This is a genomic window from Nocardia sp. NPDC051911 (assembly GCF_040681035.1).
In the GTDB taxonomy this organism is placed as follows: domain Bacteria; phylum Actinomycetota; class Actinomycetes; order Mycobacteriales; family Mycobacteriaceae; genus Nocardia; species Nocardia sichangensis.
The window spans coordinates 230,982-253,705 of the sequence record NZ_JBFAXY010000001.1; the positions used below are offsets into that span (position 1 = coordinate 230,982).

A 22,724-nucleotide genomic window follows, 5' to 3' on the forward strand; every position below is an offset into this window, starting at 1 on the left:
GTGACCGGCCTCAGCGCGCGACGGGCTCGACCTCGCGGACGGCCTGCTCCGGCTGCCGCGCGGTCGCGAACCACGTCGCGTGGAACGCCGCGGCCAGTCCGGCCAGCAGTCCCAGCACGACCGTGCCCGCGAGCACCGGATACTCGGCCATCGGCACGGCGAGGTACCGGTAGGACAGCAGCAGCGTGGCCAGCACGACCGCGCCTGCGCCGACCAACCGGATCCGGAACCATCCCCAGCCGCGCTCCGGTGCGCGCAGCGCCGATTCGACGGTGAGGCACAGCACCGCGCCCGCGACCAGGTCGACGCCGTAGTGGTAGCCGAAACCGAGGGTGGCGGTGAGGGTGGCCAGCAGCCAGAACGCGCCGCCCCAGCGCAGCCAGCCCGGAGCGGGCTCGCCGTCGCCGTCGCGGCGGGTGTGCAGGAACACCGACAGCGCCCAGGCGGTGTGCATCGAGGGCATGCAGTTGCGTGGAACCGCCGCGTCGAACGGCAGCGGCAGCGGGTTGCGATCGATCGGCGGCACCACCCCCGGCCAGTAGTTGCCCAATTGCAGCCCGTTGCCGTCCGGGCCGTACGCGAACATCGGACCGACCACCGGGAAGAGGACGTACACCAAGGGACCGATCAAGCCGAGCACCAGGAAGGTGCGCACCAGGTAATGCGATGGCCACCGGCCCGACGACACCACTCGGCGCAGCTGCCACACGGCCACGACGATCGCCGCCACGGGCAGCTCGATGTAGACCCAGTGCAGCACCGCGTAGACCACCGGCCCGAGCGTGTCCACGGCCCGCCCGAGCACCCACGACGGATCGCCCAGCGCATGGTCGGCCAGGATCACGTATTCGTCGAGCACCGTCGGTCTGCCGATCACGGTGACGTGCAACCAGACATCGCCGACTTTGGTGGCCAGGACGAGCAGCGCGCCGAGCGCGGCGGCGTGCAGCGCGTCCCGCCGTTCGGTTCCGGACCAGCGCAGCCAGGCCACCAGCGCCAAGCCGGTCAGCACGATCACGGGGCCGTTCCCGATCGCGAACGGCTCTCCCGCCAGCAAGCGGACACCGGCCCACGCCACATCGATGGCAGCCGCGACACCCACCGCGACCAGCCTGCGACGGGCCGAAATACCCACCAGCGCAAGGACCAGTCCGGCCCACGGCACCGACATCGATTTCGGTGTGCCGATGTAGTCCCGCCCCAAGCTCTCCAGGGGGCCTTCGAATCCCTGCCAGATGGCTACGCCCTGCAACACGATCAGCAGGACCGGCACCGCGGCCACCGCCGCGACGACCCGGATCCGAGTCCGCGGTACGCGACGGCGCGAGACCGCGCTTCCTGCTCTGGAACCCGGGTATTCGACAAGCATCCGACCATAGTAAACGTGGGGTGAACGTCATCCCCCTGGCCAGCTGAACAGCAACCGACCTATACGCGGCCGATCGCTACTGTTTCAGCTCCTCGACCAGCGCGTCCACCACCGCGACCAGATCTCCCTGCGACGCTGCGGCAACCCGGCGCTGCCGCTGGTAGGAGGCTCCCCGCTTGGGGATCTCGGCGACCAGGGCGAGTTCGTCCGCGCAGCCCAGCCGCGCCGCCGTCGGCTCCAGCCGGTTCAGCAGATCCGCCAGGTCGTCGGTGACCAACCGCTCGTTGCTGTCGGCGTCGGTGATGATGATCGCATCCAGCCCGTAACGTGCGGCGCGCCACTTGTTCTCCTGCACGTGCCACGGCGGCAGGGTGGGCAGTTCCTCGCCGTTCTCGACGCGGCGGTCGAGGTCGACGATGAGGCAATGGATGAGCGCGGCCATCGCGGCGAGCTCGGCGCGCGTGGAGATCCCGTCGCACACCCGGACCTCGATGGTGCCCCACTTCGGCGCCGGGCGGATGTCCCAGTGCATGCCCCCGAGCTGCGTGAAGACACCGGTCTTGATCTGATCGTGCACGAAATGCTCGAACTGGGTCCAGTTCTCGAACTGGAACGGCAGGCCCGCGGTCGGCAACTGCTGGAACATGAGCGTCCGGTTGCTCGCGTAGCCGGTGTCCGATCCCGACCACATCGGCGAGCCCGCCGACAGCGCGAGCAGATGCGGATACGACAGCAGCAACGAGTTGAGGATCGGAAAAACCTTGTCGCGGTGGGAGACTCCGACGTGCACGTGCACGCCCCAGATCATCATCTGGCGACCCCACCACTGGGTGCGCTCGATCAGCTCGTCGTAGTGCTCCGATCGGGTCAGCTGCTGGGCCGACCATTGCGCGAACGGATGGGTGCCCGCGCAGAACAAGTCGACACCGAGCTGCTCGGCCGCACGGCGCACCGTGTTCATCGTGCCGGTGAGGTCCTCCACCGCCGCGCCGACGGTCTCGTGCACCCCGGTGACGAGTTCGACGGTGTTGCGCAGCAATTCCTTGGTGACCTGGGGTGTGCCGTCGTGGGCACGGAGCTCACCGAGTGAATCGAATACCGCCGCGGCGGTATTCGACAGGTCGCGGGTCACCTTGTCGACCAAGGCGATCTCCCATTCGACCCCGATGGTGGGCCGGGGCGAACCATCGAAGGGAACGTGTTCGATTCCTGCCCCGGCCATATGCCACCGCGCTATTGGATCACGCCACAAGCGACACGGCCGCCCGCGTCGCCCGTCGCTAGGGTCGTCTCATCGGGACCCGCGACGCCATCGGCACGGGAGTAACGGTTGGGAATGTTGCCGAAGTTGTCGGCGTCGGCGTGGATGATGAGGGCCTTGCCCTTCACGTCGTCCAGCGTCACCGCGTCGGTGGTGGTGATCAGCTTGGCGACGCCGTCGCCGCGCACCTCGAGCGAGGTCAGATCGCCGCTGGCCGGATGCGCGTTGGCGCTGCCGACCTGCAGGTGACCACCGGCGGACAGGAAGTCGCCCGCCGGGCCGCCGGTCGGCGCGACGGAGTTCGGCTCGCACTTGCCGACCTGGTGCACGTGCAGGCCGTGGAAGCCGGGGCGCAGGCCGTGCGCCTCGACGGTGAGCTGCAGGTGGTTGCCGTCCTTGGCGAAGTTCGCGGTGCCGACCGAGGCGCCCGAGGGGTCCTTCAGCTGCACGTTCACGCCCTGCTCGGCGTTCGGCGAGCCACCGTGCTCGGTGCTCGACTGCCCGGCCGGAGCGGGCGACCCGCTCCACACCGGCGGGGTCGTTCCCTGGACGTCACTCGACTCCTGGCTGTTCGAGCATGCGGCGAGGCCGAAGACCGCGACCGCGAGCACCGGGGTCACAGTCCGCCAGGACGGGCGTCGAGTTGTGGACGGGGCCATCGGGGAACTCCTTTACGAGTACCGAGTTTACGAGTAAGGGCGGGTGGACACGTTCGTTACCGGACAAGATGATGCCACGCCGTCCCGCCGTGCCCCCGACAGGGCGGCGCGCCCTCACGCGTGTTCGCTGGTCCGGGCGTGCGGCCAGCGGCCACATATGGGTCAGTTACCCGTGACGATCACCGTTACACCCGGCGCGGTATCCCCGATCGCACTCGACTTCGGTGCCACCGACGCGCCGAGCTGGTCCGCGATGGCCTGCGCGGCCTCCTTGTCGCCGGACGAATCGCCGTAGTACACCGTGGTTTTGGCGATGTTCGAGCCCGGGTAGTTGCCCGTTTCCGCGATCGTCCAGCCGCTCGCCTCCAGCTGGCCTGCCGTTTTCGCCGCGAGTCCGGCCACCATGCTGTTGTTGAGCACGCGCACCGGGACCGAACGCGCCGCCGTGGTGGTGGTGGTCGACGCGGCGGCACTGGTCGGCGTCACGGTCGCCACCGCGGTGGACGAGGTCGGCGCCTTGGGCGCGGTGGTGCTCGCCGGGACCTGCGGCGCGGCGCTCGCGCTCGAGGTCGGCGATGCGCTGGTCCCCGAGGCGTCGGTGTCGGCGTCGGAACTCGACAGCGACATCGCCCCGAGACCGGCGAAGACGATGGCCAACGCGATCAGCACCATCGCCAGGGCACGCAACGGTGGCCCACCGGAGGTGGGGTTCGGGTAGCTCACCTTCGCGAGCCTAGTCGCACGGGACGGGTCCGGGTCCGCATCGCCGGGTCAGACCTGGAATCCGAGCCGCCGCGCCGCGCGCGCCTTCTGCCTGCTCGCTCGCAGCCTGCGCAGCCGCTTGACCAGCATCGGGTCGGCCGCCAGCGCCTCCTGCCGATCGACCACCGCGTTCAGCACCTGGTAGTACCGGGTCGGCGACATGGCGAACAGCTCGCGGATCGCCTCTTCCTTGGCTCCGGCGTACTTCCACCACTGCCGCTCGAAGGCCAGGATGTCGAGTTCGCGACGGCTCAGTCCGTCGCCGTCGGCCTGTTCGGCCGAAGCGTGCTCCGTCGTGCCATCTTCGCTCGCGGAAGGGCCGTTGTGGGTCGCGGAAAGATTCCGTGCCGCTGCGCCGTCCATCTCGCTCCTCGCCGAGTGACCACCAGACGAAAATGGTGCTTGTACGTCGCGGAACATTCAACCACGCGGGCGAGGAATCGCCGGGCCCGCAGCGCGGCGTGTTCCCTACCGGCCGGTAGTCGCGGTCTCCACTTCGGCACCCGGGAAGCTGTGACGTGGCGCCCACGGCAATAATTGGCCCATGGCAATCCTCCCGATCGTGATCGTCGGCGACCCGGTTCTGCACAACCCGACCGAGCGGGTCACTCGATCGCCGGAGGAATTGGCTCCGCTCATCGCGGACATGTACGAAACGCTCGACGCCGCGCACGGCGTCGGGCTCGCCGCCAACCAGGTCGGCGTTCCGCTTCGCCTGTTCGTCTACGACTGCCCCGACCTCGGCGCGGACGGCACCGCGACCCGACGACGCGGGGTGGTGGTCAATCCGGTGCTGGAGACCTCGGAGATCCCGGAGACCATGCCCGACCCGGACGACGACGAGGAAGGCTGTCTGTCGGTGCCCGGGGAGCAGTTCCCCACCGGTCGCGCCGAATGGGCGAAGGTGACCGGCACCGACGAGAACGGCGAGCCGGTGGAGGTGGAGGGCAAGGGCTTCTTCGCCCGCATGCTCCAGCACGAGGTCGGGCATCTGGACGGGTTCCTCTACGTGGACGTGCTGATCGGACGGAACGCGCGGGCCGCCAAGAAGGCGATCAAACGCAACGGCTGGGGCACACCGGGTCTGAGCTGGCTGCCCGGCACCGACCCCGACCCGTTCGGGCATGACGACTGACCCCGCCGCCGGCCTGCCCGATATCCCGCTCGGCCGCCGCGTGGTGCTGCGCTATCAGCTGCCCGCGGGTTATCCACAACCGCTGACCGACGTGATCGGCGAACTCGTCTCCCTGGACCCGCCGACCGTGCGCGGCGCGGGCGGCGAGCTCGTCTCGGTGGCGCCGGAGCGCGTCGTCGCGCTGAAAGCCGTCGGGCCGAGGCCGATTCGCATCAGAGAGATCCGCGCGCTGGAGGCCGCGGCCGCCTATGGCTGGCCGGGCGTCGAACACGCGTGGATCGACGGCTGGCTGGCGCGCGCGGGCAACGGATACACCGGGCGCGCGAATTCCGCTGTGCCGCTGGGCAGCTCCGAGGGACCCGCCACCGTGTCGGCGGATACGCTGCACCGGATCGGCGAGTGGTACACCGCGCAGGGCCTGCCTGTGCAGCTCGCGCTGCCCGATCGGCTGGCCCCGGTGCCGCCCGGCTGGCACAGCTGGCGAGAGACGGCCATGCTGGCTCTCGATATCGACAATTTCGTGCTGCCCCAAGGCCCTTCGATGGTGCGGATCGCGCCCGCTCCCGACGCCGACTGGCTGGAGACGCACCGCTACGACGGCGAGGAACCCGGCGCGCGGACGATTCCCGCGCCCGATCCCGAGGTGCTGACCGCGGTCCTGAACGGTGAACTCGGCTTCGCCTCGCTCGGCCTGCCGCGTCCCATCGCGATCGGCCGCGGCGCACTCACCACCGCCCCGGACGGACGCCGCTGGATCGGCCTCACCTGCGTGGCCGTGGCCGCCGCGCACCGCAGGCACGGGCTCGGCTCGCTGGTCTGCGCCGAACTGATCCGCTGGGGCCGCGACCGCGGCGCGACGCACGCCTATCTCCAGGTGGAAGCCACCAACGAGCCGGCCCGCGCGATGTACCGCGAACTGGGCTTCATCGAACACCACACCTATCGCTACGCCGCGCCGGAACCGCTCGCCGGGCCCGGCGGCCTGCGGTAGAACAGACCTGTCACCCCCGAAGGAAGGCCGCAGTGCGTCTCGCCACCTGGAATGTCAACTCCATTCGCTCCCGGCTCGACCGCGTCGCGGACTGGCTCGACCGCCAGGACATCGACGTGCTGGCCATCCAGGAGACCAAGTGCCGCGACGACCAGTTCCCGTTCGAGCGCTTCGACGAACTGGGCTACGAAGTCGCCCACCTGGGGATCAACCAGTGGAATGGGGTGGCGATCGTCTCCCGCGTCGGTCTCTCCGACGTCGAGCTCGCCTTTCCCGGCCAGCCCGGCTTCGACAAGGACGCGGGTGAGTCGCTGATCAGCACGCCGGTCGTCGAGTCCCGCGCGATCGGGGCGACCTGTGGCGGCGTGCGGGTGTGGAGCCTTTACGTGCCCAACGGCCGTATGCTGGGCGACCCGCACTACGCCTACAAACTGGAATGGCTTGCCGCGCTGCGTGACAACGGCGCGCGCTGGCTGGCCGACGACCCGCAGGCCAAGATCGCGCTGGTGGGCGACTGGAACATCGCGCCGACCGACGACGATGTGTGGTCCGTGGAGTACTTCGCCGAGAAGACGCACACGTCGCAGCCGGAGCGCGATGCCTTCCAGGCCGTCGTGGACGCCGGATTCGCGGATGTCATGCGTCCGTTCGCGCCAGGACCGGGCGTCTACACCTACTGGGACTACACCCAGCTGCGCTTCCCGCGAAAAGAGGGGATGCGCATCGATTTCATCCTCGCCTCTCCCGCGCTCGCCGCCACCGTATCGGACGCGACGGTCGATCGTGAGGCGCGAAAGGGCAAGGGCGCCAGCGACCACGCCCCGGTGATCGCCGAGTTCGCCGACGAACCCGGGCGCTCATGACCCGCCCGGCGCAGCCGCCTTTCCCCCGCCGCAGCAGCGGTAACCGGGCCACCGGCGGCAGGCTGGGCGGTATGGGCGCCGACCCGGCCGTGCGGCAACGGCAGCGCGCACAGCATCTCGGCCCGGAGCGCCGCCGTCCGCAGGTGCTCGACACCGCGCTCGCCATCGCCGTGGAGAACGGCATCGCCGCGGTCACCATGGCCGCCATCGCGGAGCGGATGAAGGTGACCAGGCCGGTGGTCTACGCCTGCTTCGCCGATCGCGTCGAGCTGATCGAGGCGCTGATTCAGCGCGAGGAGGGCTACCTGGTCAGCGGCGTGCTCGAGGTGATGAAGCCACGGGACGTCGACGCCGACGAAACCGTGTTCGTCCAGGGATTCCGCGCCCTGCTGACGAAGGCCGCGAGCCGGCCGGACGCCTGGCGGCTGGTCTACGGCAATCCCGACCCCGCCGTCGCGAATTCCTTCGGGCGCGGGCGCGCGCTCGTCATCGAGCGCTGTACCAAACTCCTGCGCCCGACGCTGCGCGCCTGGGGCACGGCGGACGCCGAGCACAAGTTGCCGGTGCTGGTGGAGCAGTGGGTGTCCGCGGGCGAGGCCGCCGTACGCGCGCTGCTCGCGGACCAGGACGGCTGGACACCGGCGGATCTCGGCGCGTTCGTCGGGGCCGCGGTCTACCGAGCCATGCGAAACGCCTGATCGGGGATTCGGCCGCACTACGATGGTGATCAACTACCCGACCACCGGCTGGCGGAGGAACGGTCATGGCGTTCTATCGGCAAGTGGGTGCGGTACCGCCGAAGCGGCACACCCAGCATCGTGACGAGCAGGGGCGGCTCTACTACGAGGAGCTGATGGGCGAGGAGGGCTTCTCCGGCGACTCCTCCCTGCTCTATCACCGTGGCCTGCCGCCGGCACTGGTCGATTCGACGGTCTGGGAGCTGCCCGATCAGCGGACCACGCCGAACCATCCGCTGCGTCACCGCCATCTGCGCCTGCACACGCTGTTCCCCGGCGACACCCCGGCGGAGACCGATCCGGTGACCGGGCGCCGCCTGCTGCTGGGCAACGCGGACGTGCGCATCTCCTATGTGGTCGCGAAAGGCGGTTCGCCGCTGTACCGCAACGCGATCGGCGACGAGCTGGTCTATGTGGAGTCGGGCGCGGCGGTGGTGGAGACCGTGTTCGGCGCGCTGCCCGCACGGCAGGGCGATCAGGTGCTCATCCCGCGTGCCACCACACACCGCTGGCGGCCCACCGGCCCGGAACCTTTGCGGGCGTACGCGATCGAAGCGACAGGTCACATCACGCCGCCCAAGCGCTATCTGTCGAAGTTCGGCCAGCTGCTCGAAAACGCCCCGTATTGCGAGCGCGACCTGCACGGACCCACCGAGACCATCAGTGCGACCGGCACCGAAGTGGAAGTGCTGGTCAAGCACCGCCCCGGCGGCCAGGTCGTCGGCACTCGGATGGTCTACGCCGCGCACCCGTTCGACGTGGTCGGCTGGGACGGCTGCCTGTATCCGTTCACCTTCAATATCGCCGACTTCGAACCGATCACCGGCCGTATCCATCAGCCGCCGCCGGTACATCAGGCGTTCGAAGGCGGCAACTTCGTCGTCTGCAATTTCGTTCCGCGCAAAGTGGACTACCACCCGCTGTCGATCCCGGTGCCGTACTACCACTCCAACGTCGATTCCGACGAGGTCATGTTCTATTGCGGCGGCAATTACGAAGCGCGCAAAGGCTCCGGAATCACGCAAGGCTCGGTGTCGGTGCACCCCGGCGGTTACGCACACGGTCCACAGCCCGGCGCGTACGAGAACAGCATCGGCATCGAGTACTTCGACGAGCTGGCCGTCATGGTGGACACCTTTCGCCCGCTGGAGCTCGGCGAAGGCGCGCTGGCCTGCGAGGACCCGACCTATGCGTGGAGCTGGTCGGGGCGGGGCCCCGCGTGAGGACCGAGGTGGAGGTAGCGCCGGAGTCGCTGTTCGGTCCGGACAACCTGCCCTACGGGGTGTTCGCGCCGACCGGAGAAGGCCCCCGCGTGGGGGTGCGGCTCGGCGAACATGTCATCGATTTGGCTGTGCTGCTCGATGATTCGGTTTTCGCCGAACCGAGCCTGAACGCCTTCCTTGCGCAGGGCCCCGTGCGCTGGCGGACGGTGCGCGACCGGATTCGTGCGGCGGTCGACGGCGAACTGGACCACGCCGCGGTGCATCGGCTGTCCGACGTGGTGTTGCGGCTGCCCGTGCGTGTCGGCGATTACGTGGACTTCTACGCCAGCATCGACCACGCGACGAACCTCGGCCGCCTGTTCCGGCCGGACGGCGACCCGCTGCTGCCGAATTGGCGCCATCTGCCGGTCGGTTATCACGGGCGGGCGGGCACCGTGGTGGTGTCCGGCACCGATGTGGCACGCCCCTGTGGGCAGCGCGGAACAGACTCCGGCGCACCGGATTTCGGCCCGTCGCGGCGGCTGGACATCGAAGCCGAGCTCGGATTCGTGATCGGCGTCGGATCGCGGCTCGGCGTACCGGTGGAGATCGATGAGTTCGCCGACCGGGTCTTCGGCGTCGCGCTGGTCAACGATTGGTCCGCCCGCGACATCCAGGCCTGGGAGTACCAGCCGCTCGGCCCGTTCCTCGGCAAGTCGTTCGCGACCTCGATATCGCCGTGGATCACGCCGCTGGCTGCCTTGGAGTCGGCGCGGATACCGCTGCCCGAGCAGTCACCCGCGCCCCTGCCCTACCTGCTCGGCACCGAGCACTGGGGCCTGGACATCGAACTCACCGTGACGTGGAACGGACAACCGGTCACTTACCCGCCCTACTCCCGGATGTACTGGTCACCGGCGCAGATGCTGGCTCATCTCACCGCGAACGGCGCGTCGACGCGTACCGGGGACCTGTACGCCTCTGGCACCATCTCCGGTCCCGAACCCGGCCAGCGCGGATCGTTCATCGAGGTGTCCTGGGGCGGCAGCAGGCCGGTATCGGTCAACGATCAGCAACGCACTTTCCTCGAGGACGGCGACGCGGTGACGATCACGGCATCGGCCCCGGGCCCGGGTTCGGCCAGGATCGGATTGGGCGAGGTCACCGGCCGGATCCTGCCAGCACACCCGCGCTGAACACGTTCGGTCTCGTTCCCACCGCATACCGGGTTCGACGACAGCCGCGCTTGAGAACGGCGTTCTCCGGGTACGCCGCTACCCGAGCGCCTCGATCTCCGCTGCCCGGCCGGACCGCGGAGTTCACGGCCGCACCCATCCTCCGGACAAGGAGCGAGGTCATGACCGATCGCCCGGCCGCTCAACACCGTCGCCCCGATGGCGTCGACGACGGCACCGTCGCCGCCACCGGCAAACTCTCGGAGGCCCTGGAGATCGTCGAACGCGCCCGCGGCCACCTGTACTCCTTCCACCAACTGACCGGCGGGGCCGATCTGGCGCTCGACATAGCGGTGGAGCTGTTCCGCGCGGCGGGTCACGCGCACATCGCCGATCGGATCTCCGCCGAGTTGATCGGTCGCAACGTGTTGGCCGGACGCTGGACATTCCAGATCATCGAGGAATACGACGACAATTACTACGACCTGTTCCGCGACATCGAGCGCGCCGCCCGCGACGAACTGCTCGACGGCCGCCGCCACATCTACGAGGCCGAGATGAAAGAAGCTCGCCGCACCCACGGCGCGCCGGGACATTCGGCCACCCCGCAGCCAGCGGAAGACGCCTGATCCCAATGCCGCTGCCTGCGTCTTCACTCGATCCACCGAATCGCCGGGCAGACGCTCGGCGGGTCCAGGTATGGTCGGGCGGGAAAATTTCACAACCAACGGGGGCTCGCACCAGCGGGCTGAGAGGACGGCTAGCCGAGAGGCGTCAGGGCCGTCGACCGTATGAACCTGACCGGGTAATGCCGGCGTAGGGAGGAAAAATGGCACGCGCCGCTGCGTCCGACGGCGGATCCGCACCCGTCGACAGCGTCACCACCGGCCCCATCGAGGGCAGCGTCAAGCACTATCTCGAGGTCGATGACCTGCGCATTCCGGTGCGCCGGATCAATCTGACCAATGGCGAGCACTTCGACGTCTACGACACGTCGGGCCCGTACACCGACGAGTCGGCGACGATCGATCTCGAAGGCGGTCTACCGAAACTGCGCGACACGTGGAACAGACCCGAGGGGAAGGGCCCGCGTACCCAGCTCGCCTGGGCCCGCGAGGGCATCGTCACGCCGGAGATGCGTTTCATCGCCGCACGGGAAGGCGTCTCGCCGGAATCGGTGCGCGAGGAGGTCGCCGCGGGCCGCGCGGTGATCCCGGCCAACCACAAGCATCCGGAGCTCGAGCCGACCATCATCGGCAAGAAGTTCCTGGTCAAGATCAATGCGAACATCGGCAACTCGGCCGTGTCCTCCTCGATCGCGGAGGAGGTGGAGAAGATGGTGTGGGCCACCCGCTGGGGCGCGGACACCATCATGGACCTGTCCACCGGCAAGAACATCCACGAGACCCGCGAGTGGATTCTGCGCAACTCCCCCGTCCCGGTCGGCACCGTGCCGATCTACCAGGCGCTGGAGAAGGTGAACGGCGACCCGACCGCGCTGACCTGGGAAATCTACCGGGACACCGTGATCGAGCAGTGCGAACAGGGCGTCGACTACATGACCGTCCACGCGGGCGTGCTGCTGCGCTACATTCCGCTGACCGCCAAGCGGGTGACCGGCATCGTCTCGCGCGGCGGATCCATCATGGCGGCCTGGTGCCTCGCGCATCACCAGGAATCGTTCCTCTACACGCACTTCGCGGAGCTCTGCGAGATCCTGGCCCGCTACGACGTCACGTTCTCCCTCGGTGACGGCCTGCGGCCCGGCTCCATCGCCGACGCCAACGACGAGGCGCAGTTCGCGGAACTGCGCACCCTTGGCGAACTGACCAAGATCGCGAAATCCCATGGCGTGCAGGTGATGATCGAGGGTCCGGGGCACGTGCCCATGCACAAGATCGTGGAGAACGTGCGGCTCGAGGAGGAGCTGTGCGAGGAGGCCCCGTTCTACACCCTCGGCCCGCTCGCCACCGACATCGCCCCCGCCTACGACCACATCACCTCCGCGATCGGCGCCGCCATCATCGCGCAGGCGGGCACCGCCATGCTCTGCTACGTCACGCCGAAGGAACACCTCGGCCTGCCCAACCGCGACGACGTGAAGGTCGGCGTGATCACCTACAAGATCGCCGCACACGCCGCCGACCTGGCCAAGGGCCATCCGCACGCACAGCAGCGCGACGACGCGCTGTCCCAGGCCCGCTTCGAATTCCGCTGGCGCGACCAGTTCGCGCTGTCCCTCGATCCGGACACCGCGCGCGAATACCACGACGAGACCCTGCCCGCCGAACCCGCCAAGACCGCACACTTCTGCTCCATGTGCGGCCCCAAGTTCTGCTCGATGCGGATCTCCGCGGACGTGCGCGAATACGCCGAGCGCCAGGGCTTGAACGACGCGGAGGCACTGCAGGCGGGCATGGCGGAGAAGTCCGCCGAGTTCGCCAGCCACGGCAACGCTGTCTACCTGCCCGTGGTCTCGTAGTCACCGCCCCGCCCGCCGCATCGCGACGATGCGGCGGGCGGTGGGACGACAAAAGCCGGCTGAATTTCGACGCTGGATCTCATCTGCTCAGAAGTTCCAGGTAGAGACGTTCGCATGGCAAGCACTCTCGGGCTGGCGAGGATTGGGGCCGAGTAGCGCGCCTAGAGTCGACGCGTCGTCGGACCCCTAGCGCTGCTGGTGTCTGTAAGCCTGGCGTCGCCCTTGCACTTATAAGTGCAAGCGCCTACGGTAAGTAGTACCTGCGAGAGCAGAAAGGAGTTCGAGTCGATGAGTCCGTCACTGATTCACGACGAGAAAGCGGTCGTGTCGATCACCGCAAGCGAAATCGAGCAGGCTCGGGCGTTCCAGGCCCACGTCGAGCAGGCTCGCGGCGTCGCGTCGGATGATGCAGAGGAGACCATTACTGTCGGTCTCCGAAGTGGGGACTCCGTGGAGATGCCCGCCCAGCTGACGGCGCTGATCTCTCAGATTCTCGACTTCATCAGCCGTGGTTGCACCGTGACTGTCGGCAGTGTCCCGAACGAGGTGACAACCACCGTCGCCGCAAAGATGCTGAGCATCTCACGTCCGACACTGATGAAGCTGGTCAACGAAGGCACGTTGCCCGCGCACAAGGTCGGCTCGCACACTCGACTTTTCAGCAGGGATGTTCTCGCGCACAGGGAATCCCAGCGGGCTGCGCAGCGTCAGGCTTTCGATGACCTGCGCGCTCTCGAAGACGAACTCGGCGTAGTCGACTGACTGCTCACGATGCCTGTTTGATCCGGTAAGTGGTGCCCCGTCCGCTTGTACCATGTCCGTCATGGTCAGCGGGTGGGGTACGAATGTGCTTGTCGATGCGAACGTCTTGTACTCCCGTACGCTCCGGGATTGGCTCGCACTGCTCTATCTCGAGCCGGACAATGAGATGTTCGAGGTCATGTGGACTGACGACATCATGGCGGAGTTCCATTACCACCTGAGGAAAAACAACCCGCTGCTGGATGACGCCCAGGTCGGAGGCATTCGCCGCAGACTCGAGCACACGTTCGAGACGGGCCACATAACCGGCTACACGATCGATAAGTCGGCGACTTACCCCGACGTGGGCGATGCCCACGTCCACTGCGCGGCGGTTTACGCCGCCATCAACATCCTGCTCACCGACAATGATAAGCACTTCACTCAGATGGATGAGCTTCCCTACGAGATCTACACAGCCGATGAATTCTTCGAGCTTGTCGATGACTCGGCCCCCCATATGGTTCGAGCCGTCACCGCGAAGCAACTCGTCTACCACGTTCGCAATAGCGATACCAGCAGCGCCGCACTCCCCGAACGACTGAAGGCGGCTGGAGCGCCCGCTTTCGCAGAGCGCGTCCGAAAGCATCTGCTGACACTTGATATCAACGCTCTTCTGCGCGAACCGGACTTGTAAAGTACAACGCCTGATACTCCGGTAGGCACCGGTTGGCGTACGGGTGCGGCATGGAATCGTCGAACTACCTGGCGGTCAATAGGACTGGAGTTCGATGAGCGTGCCCTCCGGGTCGCGCAGGTGGGCGGTGCGCAGTCCGGGGCCCCACTGCGGGCGGTCGGTTGGGCCCGCGACAACGGTCGCGCCGTGGTCGGCGCACAGCTTCGCGCCCGCGTCGACGTCGGGCACTCGGCAGACGAACATCACCGTGTCCTGCGACGGTGCGGCAGGCAGCGTAGACGTGCCGATGACCTCCGCCATCGCGGCGCGATCGAAGAGCACTAATACGCCTTGGTCCGCCACGTCCCAGTTCGCGTATGGACCGGCGGCGGTTCCCTTGACGAGGGTCGCCCCGATCAGCTCGGGTAGCACCGCCGCGTAGAACCCGAAGCATTCGGCGAAGCGGGTGACCAGGAGTCTCGGGTGAAGTGCGTCCACTGTGGTCTCCAAATAGTTGGTTCCGACCTACTTTAGGCCCGCACCTACAATAAGCCGATGGACGACACCCGCGCACTCCCACCGAGCCTGCTCGGCCTCGACATCTACCTCCTGTCACGGGTCGGCAAGGCCGCGCGCAGCGGGTTCGCCGACCGCCTCGCCGCTCGCGGCCTGCGCCTGTGGCACATGGCGATTCTCGCGGCGCTCGCCGATTTCGGCCCGCACGCGCAGCGGGACTTGGCCGAGCGCCTGGCCATCCACCCCAGCGACGTGGCCAAGATCGTCGACGAACTCGAAGCCGCCGGTAGGGTGGAACGGGCGCGGGACGAGCGCGACCGTCGCCGCATCACCGTGCGCCTCACCCGGACCGGACGTACCGCGTTGCGTTCCCTCGATCGCGAAGCCGGTCGGGTCGGCGACGAGATCCTCGCCCCGCTCGACCCTGCGGAACGAGAGCAGCTGCATGCGATGCTCGAACGCCTCTTCGCGCATGCGTACCCGGAGTCCCGGCCCGAGTGATCGCCTCCGCGCGAGACCATCCGGGCACTACGATTGCCCCGCCCTCGTCGCAGAGCGAGTCGCACATGTGGGGCCACGGCCGTGCCGAGCAGCAGCGCCGCAAGCGTGGATACCCACGATTCCGCCTGTCCCGAGGTCACGGTCCAGCAGCGGCCGATCCGTTCGACTCACGATCGCCCCCGCCGTCACGGAACATTCAGCGCAGCCCGACGAACCGCAACAGCGTCGCTACCGGATTCCGCCGTCACCGGCCGCACCACCGCCCGGACGCCACTCACTGCCGATGCGCCGACAAACTGTTCAGAGCACCGTCTGTTCGATCAGGCGGCGGGCCGCGCGATCGGTGCGCTCGACCTCGCCGGTGATCAGCCGGTCTTGCAGAATTCCGCGCAGACCCGAAATCAGCAGTGTGGCGACAATTTCCGGGTCATCAATGGAATCGATGACGCGCAGCCCGTCGGCCAGCGCCGATACGAAGATCGCGATGGCCGAGTTGGCGTAATCGGCATACGGACTGCGCGGCGCACAAGCCGCGCCGAGCACCTGAAGCATCACCCTGACACTGGTGCGGCCCTCGCCCGAGGCGTTCGCGGTCCAGAAATCCCACAACCGGTCGCGCAGTTCCGCAGCGTCACCGATATCGGCGAACATCGCCGCGATGTCGGGGCGCTGCGTCGCCAGCGCTTGGACCAGCAATTCCTCCTTGGTCGTGAAGTAGTAGATCAGCATGCGGGAGCTGGTGCCGAGTTCGGTGGCCAGCGGGCGCAGCGACAGGTCCGCGAGGCCGTGATCGGCGATGTAGCGCACGACGGCGGCGAGCAGTTCGGCGCGTTTGGCGTGGTCGAGAGGGCGGGCCATGGGTTGACTGTAGCGATCGGTACAGGTATTCATGACATCGTGACTGTAACAATCGCTTCAGAAACTCGGAATTCGGTCGTGGTCACCGGATACGCGGCGACCACGTCGCTGGCCGACGACATGGATACGACCTGGTCCGGTTTGCTGGCGGGGCACAGCGGGATCGGCGCGTTGGATGACGATTTCGTGGCCGAGTACGACCTGCCGGTCCGCATCGGCGGCAAGTTGAAGTCACAGCCCGGCGGGGAACTGTCCCGGCTCGAACAGCGCAGGCATTCCTACGTCGAGCAGATGGCCCTGGTGCTCGGCCGCCGGGTCTGGCGCGCGGCGGGCGCGCCCGAGGTGGACGGCGACCGTTTGGCGGTGGCGATCGGCACCGGGCTCGGCGGTGGTGACGCGCTGATCTCCGCGGTCGACGCGATGCGCGCGGGCGGCTACCGCAAGGTGTCGCCGATGTCGGTGCCGATGGTGATGCCGAACGGTCCCGCCGCCACCGTCGGGCTCGAAATCGGTGCCAGAGCAGGAGTTTTCGCTCCGGTCTCGGCATGTTCGTCGGGTTCGGAGGCGATCGCGCACGCCTGGCGGCTGATCACCACCGGCGAGGCGGACGTAGTGGTGGCGGGCGGGGTCGAAGGACACATCGACGCCGTGCCCATCGCGAGCTTCGCCATGATGCGCGCCATGAGCACCCGCAACGACGAACCGGAACGCGCGTCCCGCCCGTTCGACCGGGACCGCGACGGGTTCGTCTTCGGCGAGGCGGGCGCGCTGCTGGTGCTCGAATCGGAGCGGCACGCACGCGCGCGCGGCGCGACCGTGCACGGGCGGGTGCTCGGCGCGGGCATCACCTCCGACGCCTATCACATCGTCGCCTCCGAGCCGGAAGGGCTCGGCGCTGCCCGCGCGATGCGCAAGGCCATCGAAACCGCGGGACTGCGGGCTTCGGATATCCAGCATGTGAACGCCCACGCCACGTCGACCTCCATCGGCGACGCCTCGGAAGCCAACGCGATCACCTCCGTCGCGCCCGACGCCTCGGTCTACGCTCCGGAATCCGCGCTGGGTCACTCGATCGGGGCGGTCGGCGCGTTGGAATCGCTCGTCACCATGCTCACCCTGCGGGATCAGGTCGTCCCGCCGACGTTGAACCTCGACAACCTCGATCCGGAGATCGATCTCGACGTCGTCGCGGGCGCGCCACGGACTCAACACATCGATTTCGCACTGAACAACTCGTTCGGTTTCGGCGGGCACAACGTCGCGCTCGCGTTCGGCCGGGTCTGATCCCGAGCCCGTTCCGGGGCGGGTTACCGTCGTTGTGCAAGCGACCGATCGGCCCGAAGGATGGACAGCGACGTGAGCGAGCGTCAGCGAAGCAGCCGAGGACACCGTGCGCGGGCGCGCACTGAGCCGAGCGCGGGCGAGGCACGGTCATGACTGACGCCTTCTACCTACCCGATCCCGATCGGCCGGACCGATTCATCTCGACCGAGTTCACCCGTGGCCCCTGGTCGCCGGACGCCCAGCACGCCGGTCCACCGTCGGCGCTGCTCGGACACGTGATCGAGCGGTGCGAGCCACGGCCCGGGTTCCAGGTCGGCCGAGTCGCCGTCGAGATCCTCGGCCCGGTGCCGCTGGAACCGCTCACCGCGCAGGCGCGCGTCGCGCGTCCCGGTCGCAGCGTCGAACTCATCGAGGCGACACTGTCGACCGAGCGCGGGCCGGTGATGCGGGCGAATGCCTGGCGATTCAAGCTGGCCGAACCGGAATTGCCGCTGCCGGAACGCTTCTTGCCGACGGGCTCGCGCCCCGGCCCGGAGCACGCGGACGCGCCCGAGCCGTTCCCGTCCACCCAGCCGATCGGGTTCCACACGGCCATCGATTACCGCTTCGTCAGCGGATCCTTCTCCGAACCAGGCCCGGCGATCTGCTGGATCAGGATCAAGCACCCGATCGTCGCCGGCACCGACCCGAGCCCGCTGGAGCGCACCCTCGCGGCCGCGGATTCCGGCAACGGCGTGAGCGCGGTCCTGGACTGGTCGAAGTACCTCTTCATCAACACCGACCTGACCGTCACCCTGTACCGCCAGCCGGCGGGCGAATGGGTCTGCCTCGACGCCGTCACCTACCCCCAACCCCATGGCATAGGTATGGCGGAATCAGCGCTCTACGACGAAAAGGGTCCCTTGGGCCGCAGCACGCAAACCCTCTTCCTCGGCAACCGATAACCGAGGCAGACCCACTCGGCGTTCGTCACCGCCGCGTTCACGGACGGGTCGAGATCTGTTGGACGGCCCAGCCGTTGCCGTCCGGGTCGGTGAAGAAGAAGAATCCGACGTTGTCCAAGGGGTCGGGCATGGGGGTCGGGTTTTCGCCGAGGACTTGGATTTCGGTGAGCTCGACGCCGCGGGAAGTCAGTTCCTCATGGGCTTTGCGCAGGTCGTTGACTACCAACTGGAGGCCTTGTTGGGATCCGGGGCGCATGTCCGGCACCGCGCCCTTGCCGATCACGATCGAGCAGCCCGAGCCGGGCGGGGTGAGCTGCACTATGCGCACCTCCTCGGCGATCTTCGTGTCATGGTCGACGGCGAAGCCCAGTTGCTCCGCGTAGAACCGCTTGGCTCGGTCGATGTCCGACACGGGCACGATCACGACCTCGAGTGTCCAGTTCACGGCACTTCCTTTCGGCGGACTGCGGTATTCGTACCAGTGCGGACCGGTTCACTCCGGGAAATTCATCGCCGTGCCCACCGCCAGGAGAACTCGTCCGGCGCGGGCGGTGGGCCGGGGAGCTCGCCGTCGGAGCTCAGTCCGGCGACGAGCATCGCGAGCACGCGGCGGCGCAACTGGACCGTGCGCTCGGGGTCGGGCACCGCGACCGCCGCGCAGGATTCCAGGATCAGGCCGAGGTCCTGCGGAGTGACGTCGAGACGCAACTTGCCGGTGGCGTGGGCGCGGCGCACGAGCTCCTCGGTGGCCTCGCCGGAGCGCAGGACGTCGGGGAGGATCGATTCGTCGGGGGTGAACGTGCCCGCGAGGTGCACGGCGAGGGAATGCACGTCCGCGTCCACCACGCGCTCCAAGAAGCCGACGAGTCCGCGCCATCCGTCCGAATCCTCCAGCGCCGCTTCGGCCTCCTCGTTGTATCGGCGCAGACCGTCATGGCAGAGCGTGCGCAGCAGCACTTCCTTGCTCGGATAGCGGCGGTAGAGCGCGCTGATCCCCACGCCCGCGCGTTCGGCGACGGCGGAGATCGGGGCCGTCGCGTCGGCGAGGAAGACCACGCGGGCGGCCTCCAGGATCAAGCCGTCGTTGCGGGCCGCCTGCGCCTTGCGGCCGGGCAGACCCTTCTGCGCTGGGGCGTCGGATGTTCTCGGCATGAATTCAGCGTAGCACTTGAAACGGAATGATCCGTTCTGTTACGGTTGAAACAGAACAGAGCATTCCGTTTCAATAGGAGCAGGACATGACCGCGATCACCCCCTTCCGCATCGACATCGCCCAGGCCGAGCTGGACGACCTGCGCGACCGGCTCGCACGTACCCGGTGGGCTCAGCAGATCCCAGGCTCGGGCGACACCTACGGGGTGAGCGTCGAGCGCGTCCGCCACCTGGTCGATTACTGGCGCGACGGGTTCGACTGGCGCGCGGTCGAGAACGCGCTGAACGCCTACCCGCAGTTCACCACCGAGATCGACGGTCAGAACATCCATTTCCTGCACGTGAAATCCGCACAGGAGGACGCGTTCCCGCTGATCCTCACGCACGGCTGGCCCGGCACTTTCGTCGAGTTCGTCGGCGTCATCGAGCCGCTCACCACGGCCGGATTCGATCTGGTGATCCCTTCGGTACCGGGATACGGCTTCTCCGGCCCCACCACCGAGGCGGGCTGGAACGACGCTCGCATCGCCCGCGCCTGGGCCGAGTTGATGCGGCGGCTCGGCTACGCCCGCTACGGCGCGGTGGGCAACGACGGCGGATCGCAGATCTCGCCGGAACTCGGGCGGGTGGCTCCGGAGAACGTCGTCGGCGTGCACGTCGCGCAGGTGTACTCGTTCCCGTCCGGCGACCCGGCCGAACTGGCCGATCTCGACGAGGACGAGCAGCGGTCGCTGGCCACCCTGGACTGGTTCGTGAAGAACAAGATGGGCTTCAACGTGCTGCAATCCCAGCAGCCGCAGACGCTGGCGCACGCGATCACGGATTCGCCCGCCGGATTGGTCGGCTGGAACGGCCAACTGCTCGGCCCGGATCTGGACGACGACTTCGTGCTGACCAATATCGCGATCCACTGGCTCACCGGCACCGCGGGCTCGGCGATCCGGCACTACTTCGAGAAGGACAAGGCCGAGCACCCCACCGCGCCGACCACGGTTCCGCTCGCGCTGTGCGGCTCCTCCGGCGATTTCCACGGCATCCGGCGCTTCGCCGAGCGCGATCACAACGTTGTCTCGTGGCGCACGCACGATGTGTTCACTCACTACCTGCACCATGTGGCGCCCGCGCTCATGACGGAGGAGATCACGGAGTTCTTCGCGAAGCTGCGCTGAGACAGTCGCTTATGGCATCGAGAGCCGCGGCCATGGTTCGTCTCGATTCCCGCTGATGTACTGGATTCATCAACAGCACAACAGCTTTCGAACAAGGAGAGAAACCATGCGAATCGCGGTCTTCGGAGCCACCGGTACCGTCGGGCGTCTCGTCGTCGAGCGGGCGCTGCGGGAGGGCCACGAGGTGACGGCCTTCACCCGCAGCGCCGTGAGCGTCACGCAGCGGCACGAGCGGCTGCGCGTCGTGGAAGGCGATGTGCTGGACACCGATTCGGTGCAACGCGCGGTGGAGGGACAGGAGGCGGTGCTGATCTCGCTCGGCAACGGCCGCAAGGGCGTGGTCCGGGCGGGCGGCACCAAAGCGATCATCGACGCGATGCGGCGCACGGGCGTGAAACGGCTGATCTGCCAGACGACGCTCGGCGTGGGCGACAGCAAGGGCAACCTGAACTTCCTGTGGAAGTACGTGATGTTCGGCTTGCTGCTGCGCCCGGCCTATGCCGACCACGTCGAGCAGGAGGAGTACGTCCTGGCCAGCGACCTGGACTGGACGATCGTGCGGCCGAGCGCGTTCACCGACGGACCGGCCACCGGCGGCTACCGGCGCGGGTTCCGGGCGGACGAGCCCGGACTCACCCTGAAAATCTCCCGCGCCGACATCGCCGACTTCATGATCGAGCAACTGACCGACACGACCTACCTGCGCCAGGCACCCGGAATCTCGAACTGAGCACGTCATCCGGCGACGCCGAGGCGGCCTGGAGCGACACAGCCATCAGGCGTGCTCGTGCAGTTCACCCCACACCGGGAAGGGATCGGGATACTCGGCCCAAGCGCCCGGGCCCGCGGCGAACTCCGCGTCGGTGAGCAGGGCTTCGTCCAACAACGCGCGCACCTTCGCGCAATCCAGCTTCACCCCGATGAACACGATCTCCTGCCGCGTCCGCGCCGCCTGCACCGCCACGCCAACTGGACATGAGCGCATACACCTCCGCCGAGGCCGAGCGAAGTCCGCTGATGAGGTTGGTGGCGGTCTGCTGCACGTAGAGCGCCCGGCATCGGACACTTCGTCCGGGACCACGGCGAAATGCGTCGCGCGGTGGCGGTGTCGGTCTCGCCCCGCACCGGCGGCTGGCCGTGCGCACCGTCGACGCCGCCATCCGCGCCGTCGGCGCCGACGCCGGCCTCGACATCTTCCCCGGCACGCTGCGCGCCACCGCCGAACAACGCATGCTGCGGGAAGGCCTCCCACCCGCGGTCGTCGCCGCCCGCCTCGGGCAGCAAGCACCCGACCGCGACCTGCTCGGCGGCGCCGCGGCGCCCGCGTAACCGCCTCGCGCTCACCGGCAGTGAGCAGCTCGACCTGTTCGGCGACATCGCCATGTAGCTCCTGAGCCGCGGGGCCAGGCAAACATGGTCCAGATCACTCAGAATCTCGAGCAGTGGTGGAACCGTTGTCCCGGCCGTGCCGTCCAAACTTATTGACGGACAACGACTCCGGGTTCTTCTAGTCGGGGCTGGGATTCGACGGCCGTCGCCATATCAGGACAGATCGCCGTCCGGTGGAGGGGTTTCCGCTGGATGAGGGTCGAGAGCAGACGGGGGATTACATGACAAGCACACGACTGGCATCGACGATCGCTTTCGCGGTGGCTGTGCCGTTCACCGCCGGTTTCGCGGACACCGCGGTAGCGGCTGCCGCGCCCACGGCCTACCAACTGCCCGCCACGACCGCCGCCACGCAGGTTCAACTGATCACGGAGGGGCTTTAGCCGGGGCAGCGCAAACCGAAGAAGGTCACGGTCACGGTGCGCTGCGACAAGGTCAAGAACGGCACGCCGGCCAACGGGCACTCCGAAGAGAAGATCGAGGGAACCGGCCGGGCCTACAACCGCAAAGACGCCGAGAAGCTCGCCGAGCAAGACGTCGTGGTCAAGGCGCATTTTAGGCTTCTCGATCGGCCTCTTTTGCACCCGTAGCAGGAGGAGCCGTGACCAGGGCTTCCACCTCGTCGTTTGCCGCGGAACCTCAAATCCGCCCGAAGTTCGGCGAGTCGGGAACCCGGAACCCACACTTCGACGGCGGTGGGACCGGATCGGTTCCACCGATTCGCTGTGAGCTATGCGACACCCGAGCATCGCGTTCAAGTGGAACCGATCAGGCCGACACCGCGTCCAACCGTGCATAGACAACAGTGCGGCCGACAACCATTCGTAGCATTTGTGGATCGGAATCTACTGCTGTACA

The 22,724-nt window shown here is 67.8% G+C and carries 27 protein-coding genes, 1 pseudogene and 1 riboswitch; of the genes and pseudogenes, 18 read left to right on the forward strand and 10 right to left on the reverse strand.

What is annotated here, in order from left to right:
• Positions 1 to 10: 10 nt before the first annotated feature.
• From AB0L97_RS01285 to AB0L97_RS01305, 5 genes are all read right to left on the reverse strand, one after another.
• Positions 11 to 1,369: a DUF5933 domain-containing protein gene (locus AB0L97_RS01285; protein WP_364424544.1), complete on the reverse strand. Its 1,359-nt coding sequence runs from the start codon at positions 1,367 to 1,369 to the stop codon at positions 11 to 13.
• Between the two features lie 76 nt (positions 1,370 to 1,445).
• Positions 1,446 to 2,591: a glutamate--cysteine ligase gene (locus AB0L97_RS01290; RefSeq protein WP_355071663.1), complete on the reverse strand. Its 1,146-nt coding sequence runs from the start codon at positions 2,589 to 2,591 to the stop codon at positions 1,446 to 1,448.
• A gap of 11 nt (positions 2,592 to 2,602) precedes the next feature.
• Positions 2,603 to 3,289 carry a superoxide dismutase family protein gene (locus AB0L97_RS01295; protein WP_355071662.1) on the reverse strand — a complete coding sequence of 229 codons (687 nt, stop codon included), beginning with the start codon at positions 3,287 to 3,289 and terminating at the stop codon, positions 2,603 to 2,605.
• Between the two features lie 162 nt (positions 3,290 to 3,451).
• The gene (locus tag AB0L97_RS01300) at positions 3,452 to 4,012 is read right to left on the reverse strand and encodes a LytR C-terminal domain-containing protein (RefSeq protein ID WP_364424547.1); all 561 of its coding nucleotides are present in this window, start codon (positions 4,010 to 4,012) and stop codon (positions 3,452 to 3,454) included.
• A gap of 48 nt (positions 4,013 to 4,060) precedes the next feature.
• A complete protein-coding gene (locus tag AB0L97_RS01305; RefSeq protein ID WP_356962756.1) occupies positions 4,061 to 4,414 on the reverse strand; it encodes a DUF3263 domain-containing protein in 354 nt (117 codons plus the stop codon).
• Between the two features lie 181 nt (positions 4,415 to 4,595).
• Between AB0L97_RS01305 and AB0L97_RS01310 the strand changes: the two genes are divergently transcribed.
• From AB0L97_RS01310 to AB0L97_RS01355, 10 genes are all read left to right on the forward strand, one after another.
• On the forward strand, positions 4,596 to 5,186 hold the full coding sequence (locus tag AB0L97_RS01310) for a peptide deformylase (protein ID WP_355071656.1): 591 nt from the start codon (positions 4,596 to 4,598) through the stop codon (positions 5,184 to 5,186).
• Entirely contained in the window at positions 5,176 to 6,177 is a 1,002-nt protein-coding gene (locus tag AB0L97_RS01315; RefSeq protein ID WP_355071654.1) for a GNAT family N-acetyltransferase, read from the forward strand. The genes AB0L97_RS01310 and AB0L97_RS01315 overlap by 11 nt, the downstream gene beginning before the upstream one ends.
• A 32-nt stretch (positions 6,178 to 6,209) precedes the next feature.
• Entirely contained in the window at positions 6,210 to 7,040 is an 831-nt protein-coding gene (locus AB0L97_RS01320; RefSeq protein WP_356962759.1) for an exodeoxyribonuclease III, read from the forward strand.
• A 71-nt stretch (positions 7,041 to 7,111) separates the two neighbouring features.
• Positions 7,112 to 7,738, forward strand: a complete 627-nt coding sequence (locus AB0L97_RS01325; RefSeq protein WP_355072123.1) for a TetR/AcrR family transcriptional regulator — start codon at positions 7,112 to 7,114, stop codon at positions 7,736 to 7,738.
• Between the two features lie 65 nt (positions 7,739 to 7,803).
• Complete coding sequence (locus AB0L97_RS01330; protein WP_355071651.1) at positions 7,804 to 9,000, forward strand: homogentisate 1,2-dioxygenase; 1,197 nt, start codon at positions 7,804 to 7,806, stop codon at positions 8,998 to 9,000.
• Positions 8,997 to 10,175 (forward strand): fumarylacetoacetase, encoded by a 1,179-nt coding sequence (gene fahA, locus AB0L97_RS01335; RefSeq protein WP_355071649.1) that lies wholly within the window; start codon positions 8,997 to 8,999, stop codon positions 10,173 to 10,175. The genes AB0L97_RS01330 and fahA overlap by 4 nt, the downstream gene beginning before the upstream one ends.
• Before the next feature lie 161 nt (positions 10,176 to 10,336).
• On the forward strand, positions 10,337 to 10,783 hold the full coding sequence (locus AB0L97_RS01340; RefSeq protein WP_364424552.1) for a hypothetical protein: 447 nt from the start codon (positions 10,337 to 10,339) through the stop codon (positions 10,781 to 10,783).
• 88 nt (positions 10,784 to 10,871) lie between these two features.
• Positions 10,872 to 10,994, forward strand: a riboswitch (TPP riboswitch).
• Positions 10,984 to 12,636, forward strand: a complete 1,653-nt coding sequence (thiC, locus tag AB0L97_RS01345; protein WP_364424554.1) for a phosphomethylpyrimidine synthase ThiC — start codon at positions 10,984 to 10,986, stop codon at positions 12,634 to 12,636. It overlaps the preceding riboswitch by 11 nt.
• Positions 12,637 to 12,924: 288 nt before the next feature.
• Positions 12,925 to 13,398 (forward strand): helix-turn-helix domain-containing protein, encoded by a 474-nt coding sequence (locus AB0L97_RS01350; protein WP_364424556.1) that lies wholly within the window; start codon positions 12,925 to 12,927, stop codon positions 13,396 to 13,398.
• Between the two features lie 52 nt (positions 13,399 to 13,450).
• A complete protein-coding gene (locus tag AB0L97_RS01355) occupies positions 13,451 to 14,074 on the forward strand; it encodes a PIN domain-containing protein (protein WP_364424558.1) in 624 nt (207 codons plus the stop codon).
• A 75-nt stretch (positions 14,075 to 14,149) separates the two neighbouring features.
• Here AB0L97_RS01355 and AB0L97_RS01360 read toward each other — a convergent pair whose 3' ends face one another.
• Positions 14,150 to 14,551, reverse strand: a complete 402-nt coding sequence (locus AB0L97_RS01360) for a VOC family protein (protein WP_355071642.1) — start codon at positions 14,549 to 14,551, stop codon at positions 14,150 to 14,152.
• Positions 14,552 to 14,608: 57 nt separating this feature from the next.
• On the opposite strand from AB0L97_RS01360, the gene AB0L97_RS01365 reads away from it, so the two are divergent.
• Positions 14,609 to 15,070, forward strand: coding sequence for a MarR family winged helix-turn-helix transcriptional regulator (locus tag AB0L97_RS01365; protein ID WP_364424561.1), 462 nt, complete (start codon positions 14,609 to 14,611; stop codon positions 15,068 to 15,070).
• Positions 15,071 to 15,370: 300 nt separating this feature from the next.
• On the opposite strand, the gene AB0L97_RS01370 is transcribed toward AB0L97_RS01365, so the two are convergent.
• On the reverse strand, positions 15,371 to 15,928 hold the full coding sequence (locus AB0L97_RS01370) for a TetR/AcrR family transcriptional regulator (protein ID WP_364424563.1): 558 nt from the start codon (positions 15,926 to 15,928) through the stop codon (positions 15,371 to 15,373).
• Between the two features lie 39 nt (positions 15,929 to 15,967).
• Between AB0L97_RS01370 and AB0L97_RS01375 the strand changes: the two genes are divergently transcribed.
• Positions 15,968 to 17,212: a KasA/KasB family beta-ketoacyl-ACP synthase gene (locus tag AB0L97_RS01375; protein WP_364424565.1), complete on the forward strand. Its 1,245-nt coding sequence runs from the start codon at positions 15,968 to 15,970 to the stop codon at positions 17,210 to 17,212.
• 149 nt (positions 17,213 to 17,361) lie between these two features.
• Entirely contained in the window at positions 17,362 to 18,156 is a 795-nt protein-coding gene (locus AB0L97_RS01380; RefSeq protein WP_356962771.1) for a thioesterase family protein, read from the forward strand.
• 37 nt (positions 18,157 to 18,193) lie between these two features.
• On the opposite strand, the gene AB0L97_RS01385 is transcribed toward AB0L97_RS01380, so the two are convergent.
• Both AB0L97_RS01385 and AB0L97_RS01390 read right to left on the reverse strand, forming a co-directional pair.
• The gene (locus AB0L97_RS01385) at positions 18,194 to 18,601 is read right to left on the reverse strand and encodes a VOC family protein (protein WP_355071635.1); all 408 of its coding nucleotides are present in this window, start codon (positions 18,599 to 18,601) and stop codon (positions 18,194 to 18,196) included.
• Between the two features lie 62 nt (positions 18,602 to 18,663).
• Positions 18,664 to 19,308, reverse strand: a complete 645-nt coding sequence (locus AB0L97_RS01390; protein ID WP_364424568.1) for a helix-turn-helix domain-containing protein — start codon at positions 19,306 to 19,308, stop codon at positions 18,664 to 18,666.
• A gap of 86 nt (positions 19,309 to 19,394) precedes the next feature.
• Between AB0L97_RS01390 and AB0L97_RS01395 the strand changes: the two genes are divergently transcribed.
• Both AB0L97_RS01395 and AB0L97_RS01400 read left to right on the forward strand, forming a co-directional pair.
• A complete protein-coding gene (locus tag AB0L97_RS01395) occupies positions 19,395 to 20,477 on the forward strand; it encodes an epoxide hydrolase family protein (protein ID WP_364424570.1) in 1,083 nt (360 codons plus the stop codon).
• A gap of 106 nt (positions 20,478 to 20,583) precedes the next feature.
• On the forward strand, positions 20,584 to 21,207 hold the full coding sequence (locus AB0L97_RS01400; protein WP_364424572.1) for an SDR family oxidoreductase: 624 nt from the start codon (positions 20,584 to 20,586) through the stop codon (positions 21,205 to 21,207).
• 45 nt (positions 21,208 to 21,252) lie between these two features.
• On the opposite strand, the pseudogene AB0L97_RS01405 reads toward AB0L97_RS01400, so the two are convergent.
• Positions 21,253 to 21,414, reverse strand: a pseudogene (locus AB0L97_RS01405) (GTP-binding protein); the annotation flags it as partial.
• A 200-nt stretch (positions 21,415 to 21,614) separates the two neighbouring features.
• Between AB0L97_RS01405 and AB0L97_RS01410 the strand changes: the two are divergent.
• The 3 genes from AB0L97_RS01410 (at position 21,615) to AB0L97_RS01420 (ending at position 22,456) form a co-directional block, all read left to right on the forward strand.
• The gene (locus AB0L97_RS01410; protein ID WP_364424574.1) at positions 21,615 to 21,806 is read left to right on the forward strand and encodes a hypothetical protein; all 192 of its coding nucleotides are present in this window, start codon (positions 21,615 to 21,617) and stop codon (positions 21,804 to 21,806) included.
• 281 nt (positions 21,807 to 22,087) lie between these two features.
• Positions 22,088 to 22,249 (forward strand): hypothetical protein, encoded by a 162-nt coding sequence (locus tag AB0L97_RS01415; RefSeq protein WP_364424576.1) that lies wholly within the window; start codon positions 22,088 to 22,090, stop codon positions 22,247 to 22,249.
• A 36-nt stretch (positions 22,250 to 22,285) separates the two neighbouring features.
• Positions 22,286 to 22,456 carry a hypothetical protein gene (locus AB0L97_RS01420; RefSeq protein WP_364424578.1) on the forward strand — a complete coding sequence of 57 codons (171 nt, stop codon included), beginning with the start codon at positions 22,286 to 22,288 and terminating at the stop codon, positions 22,454 to 22,456.
• Positions 22,457 to 22,724: the final 268 nt, after the last annotated feature.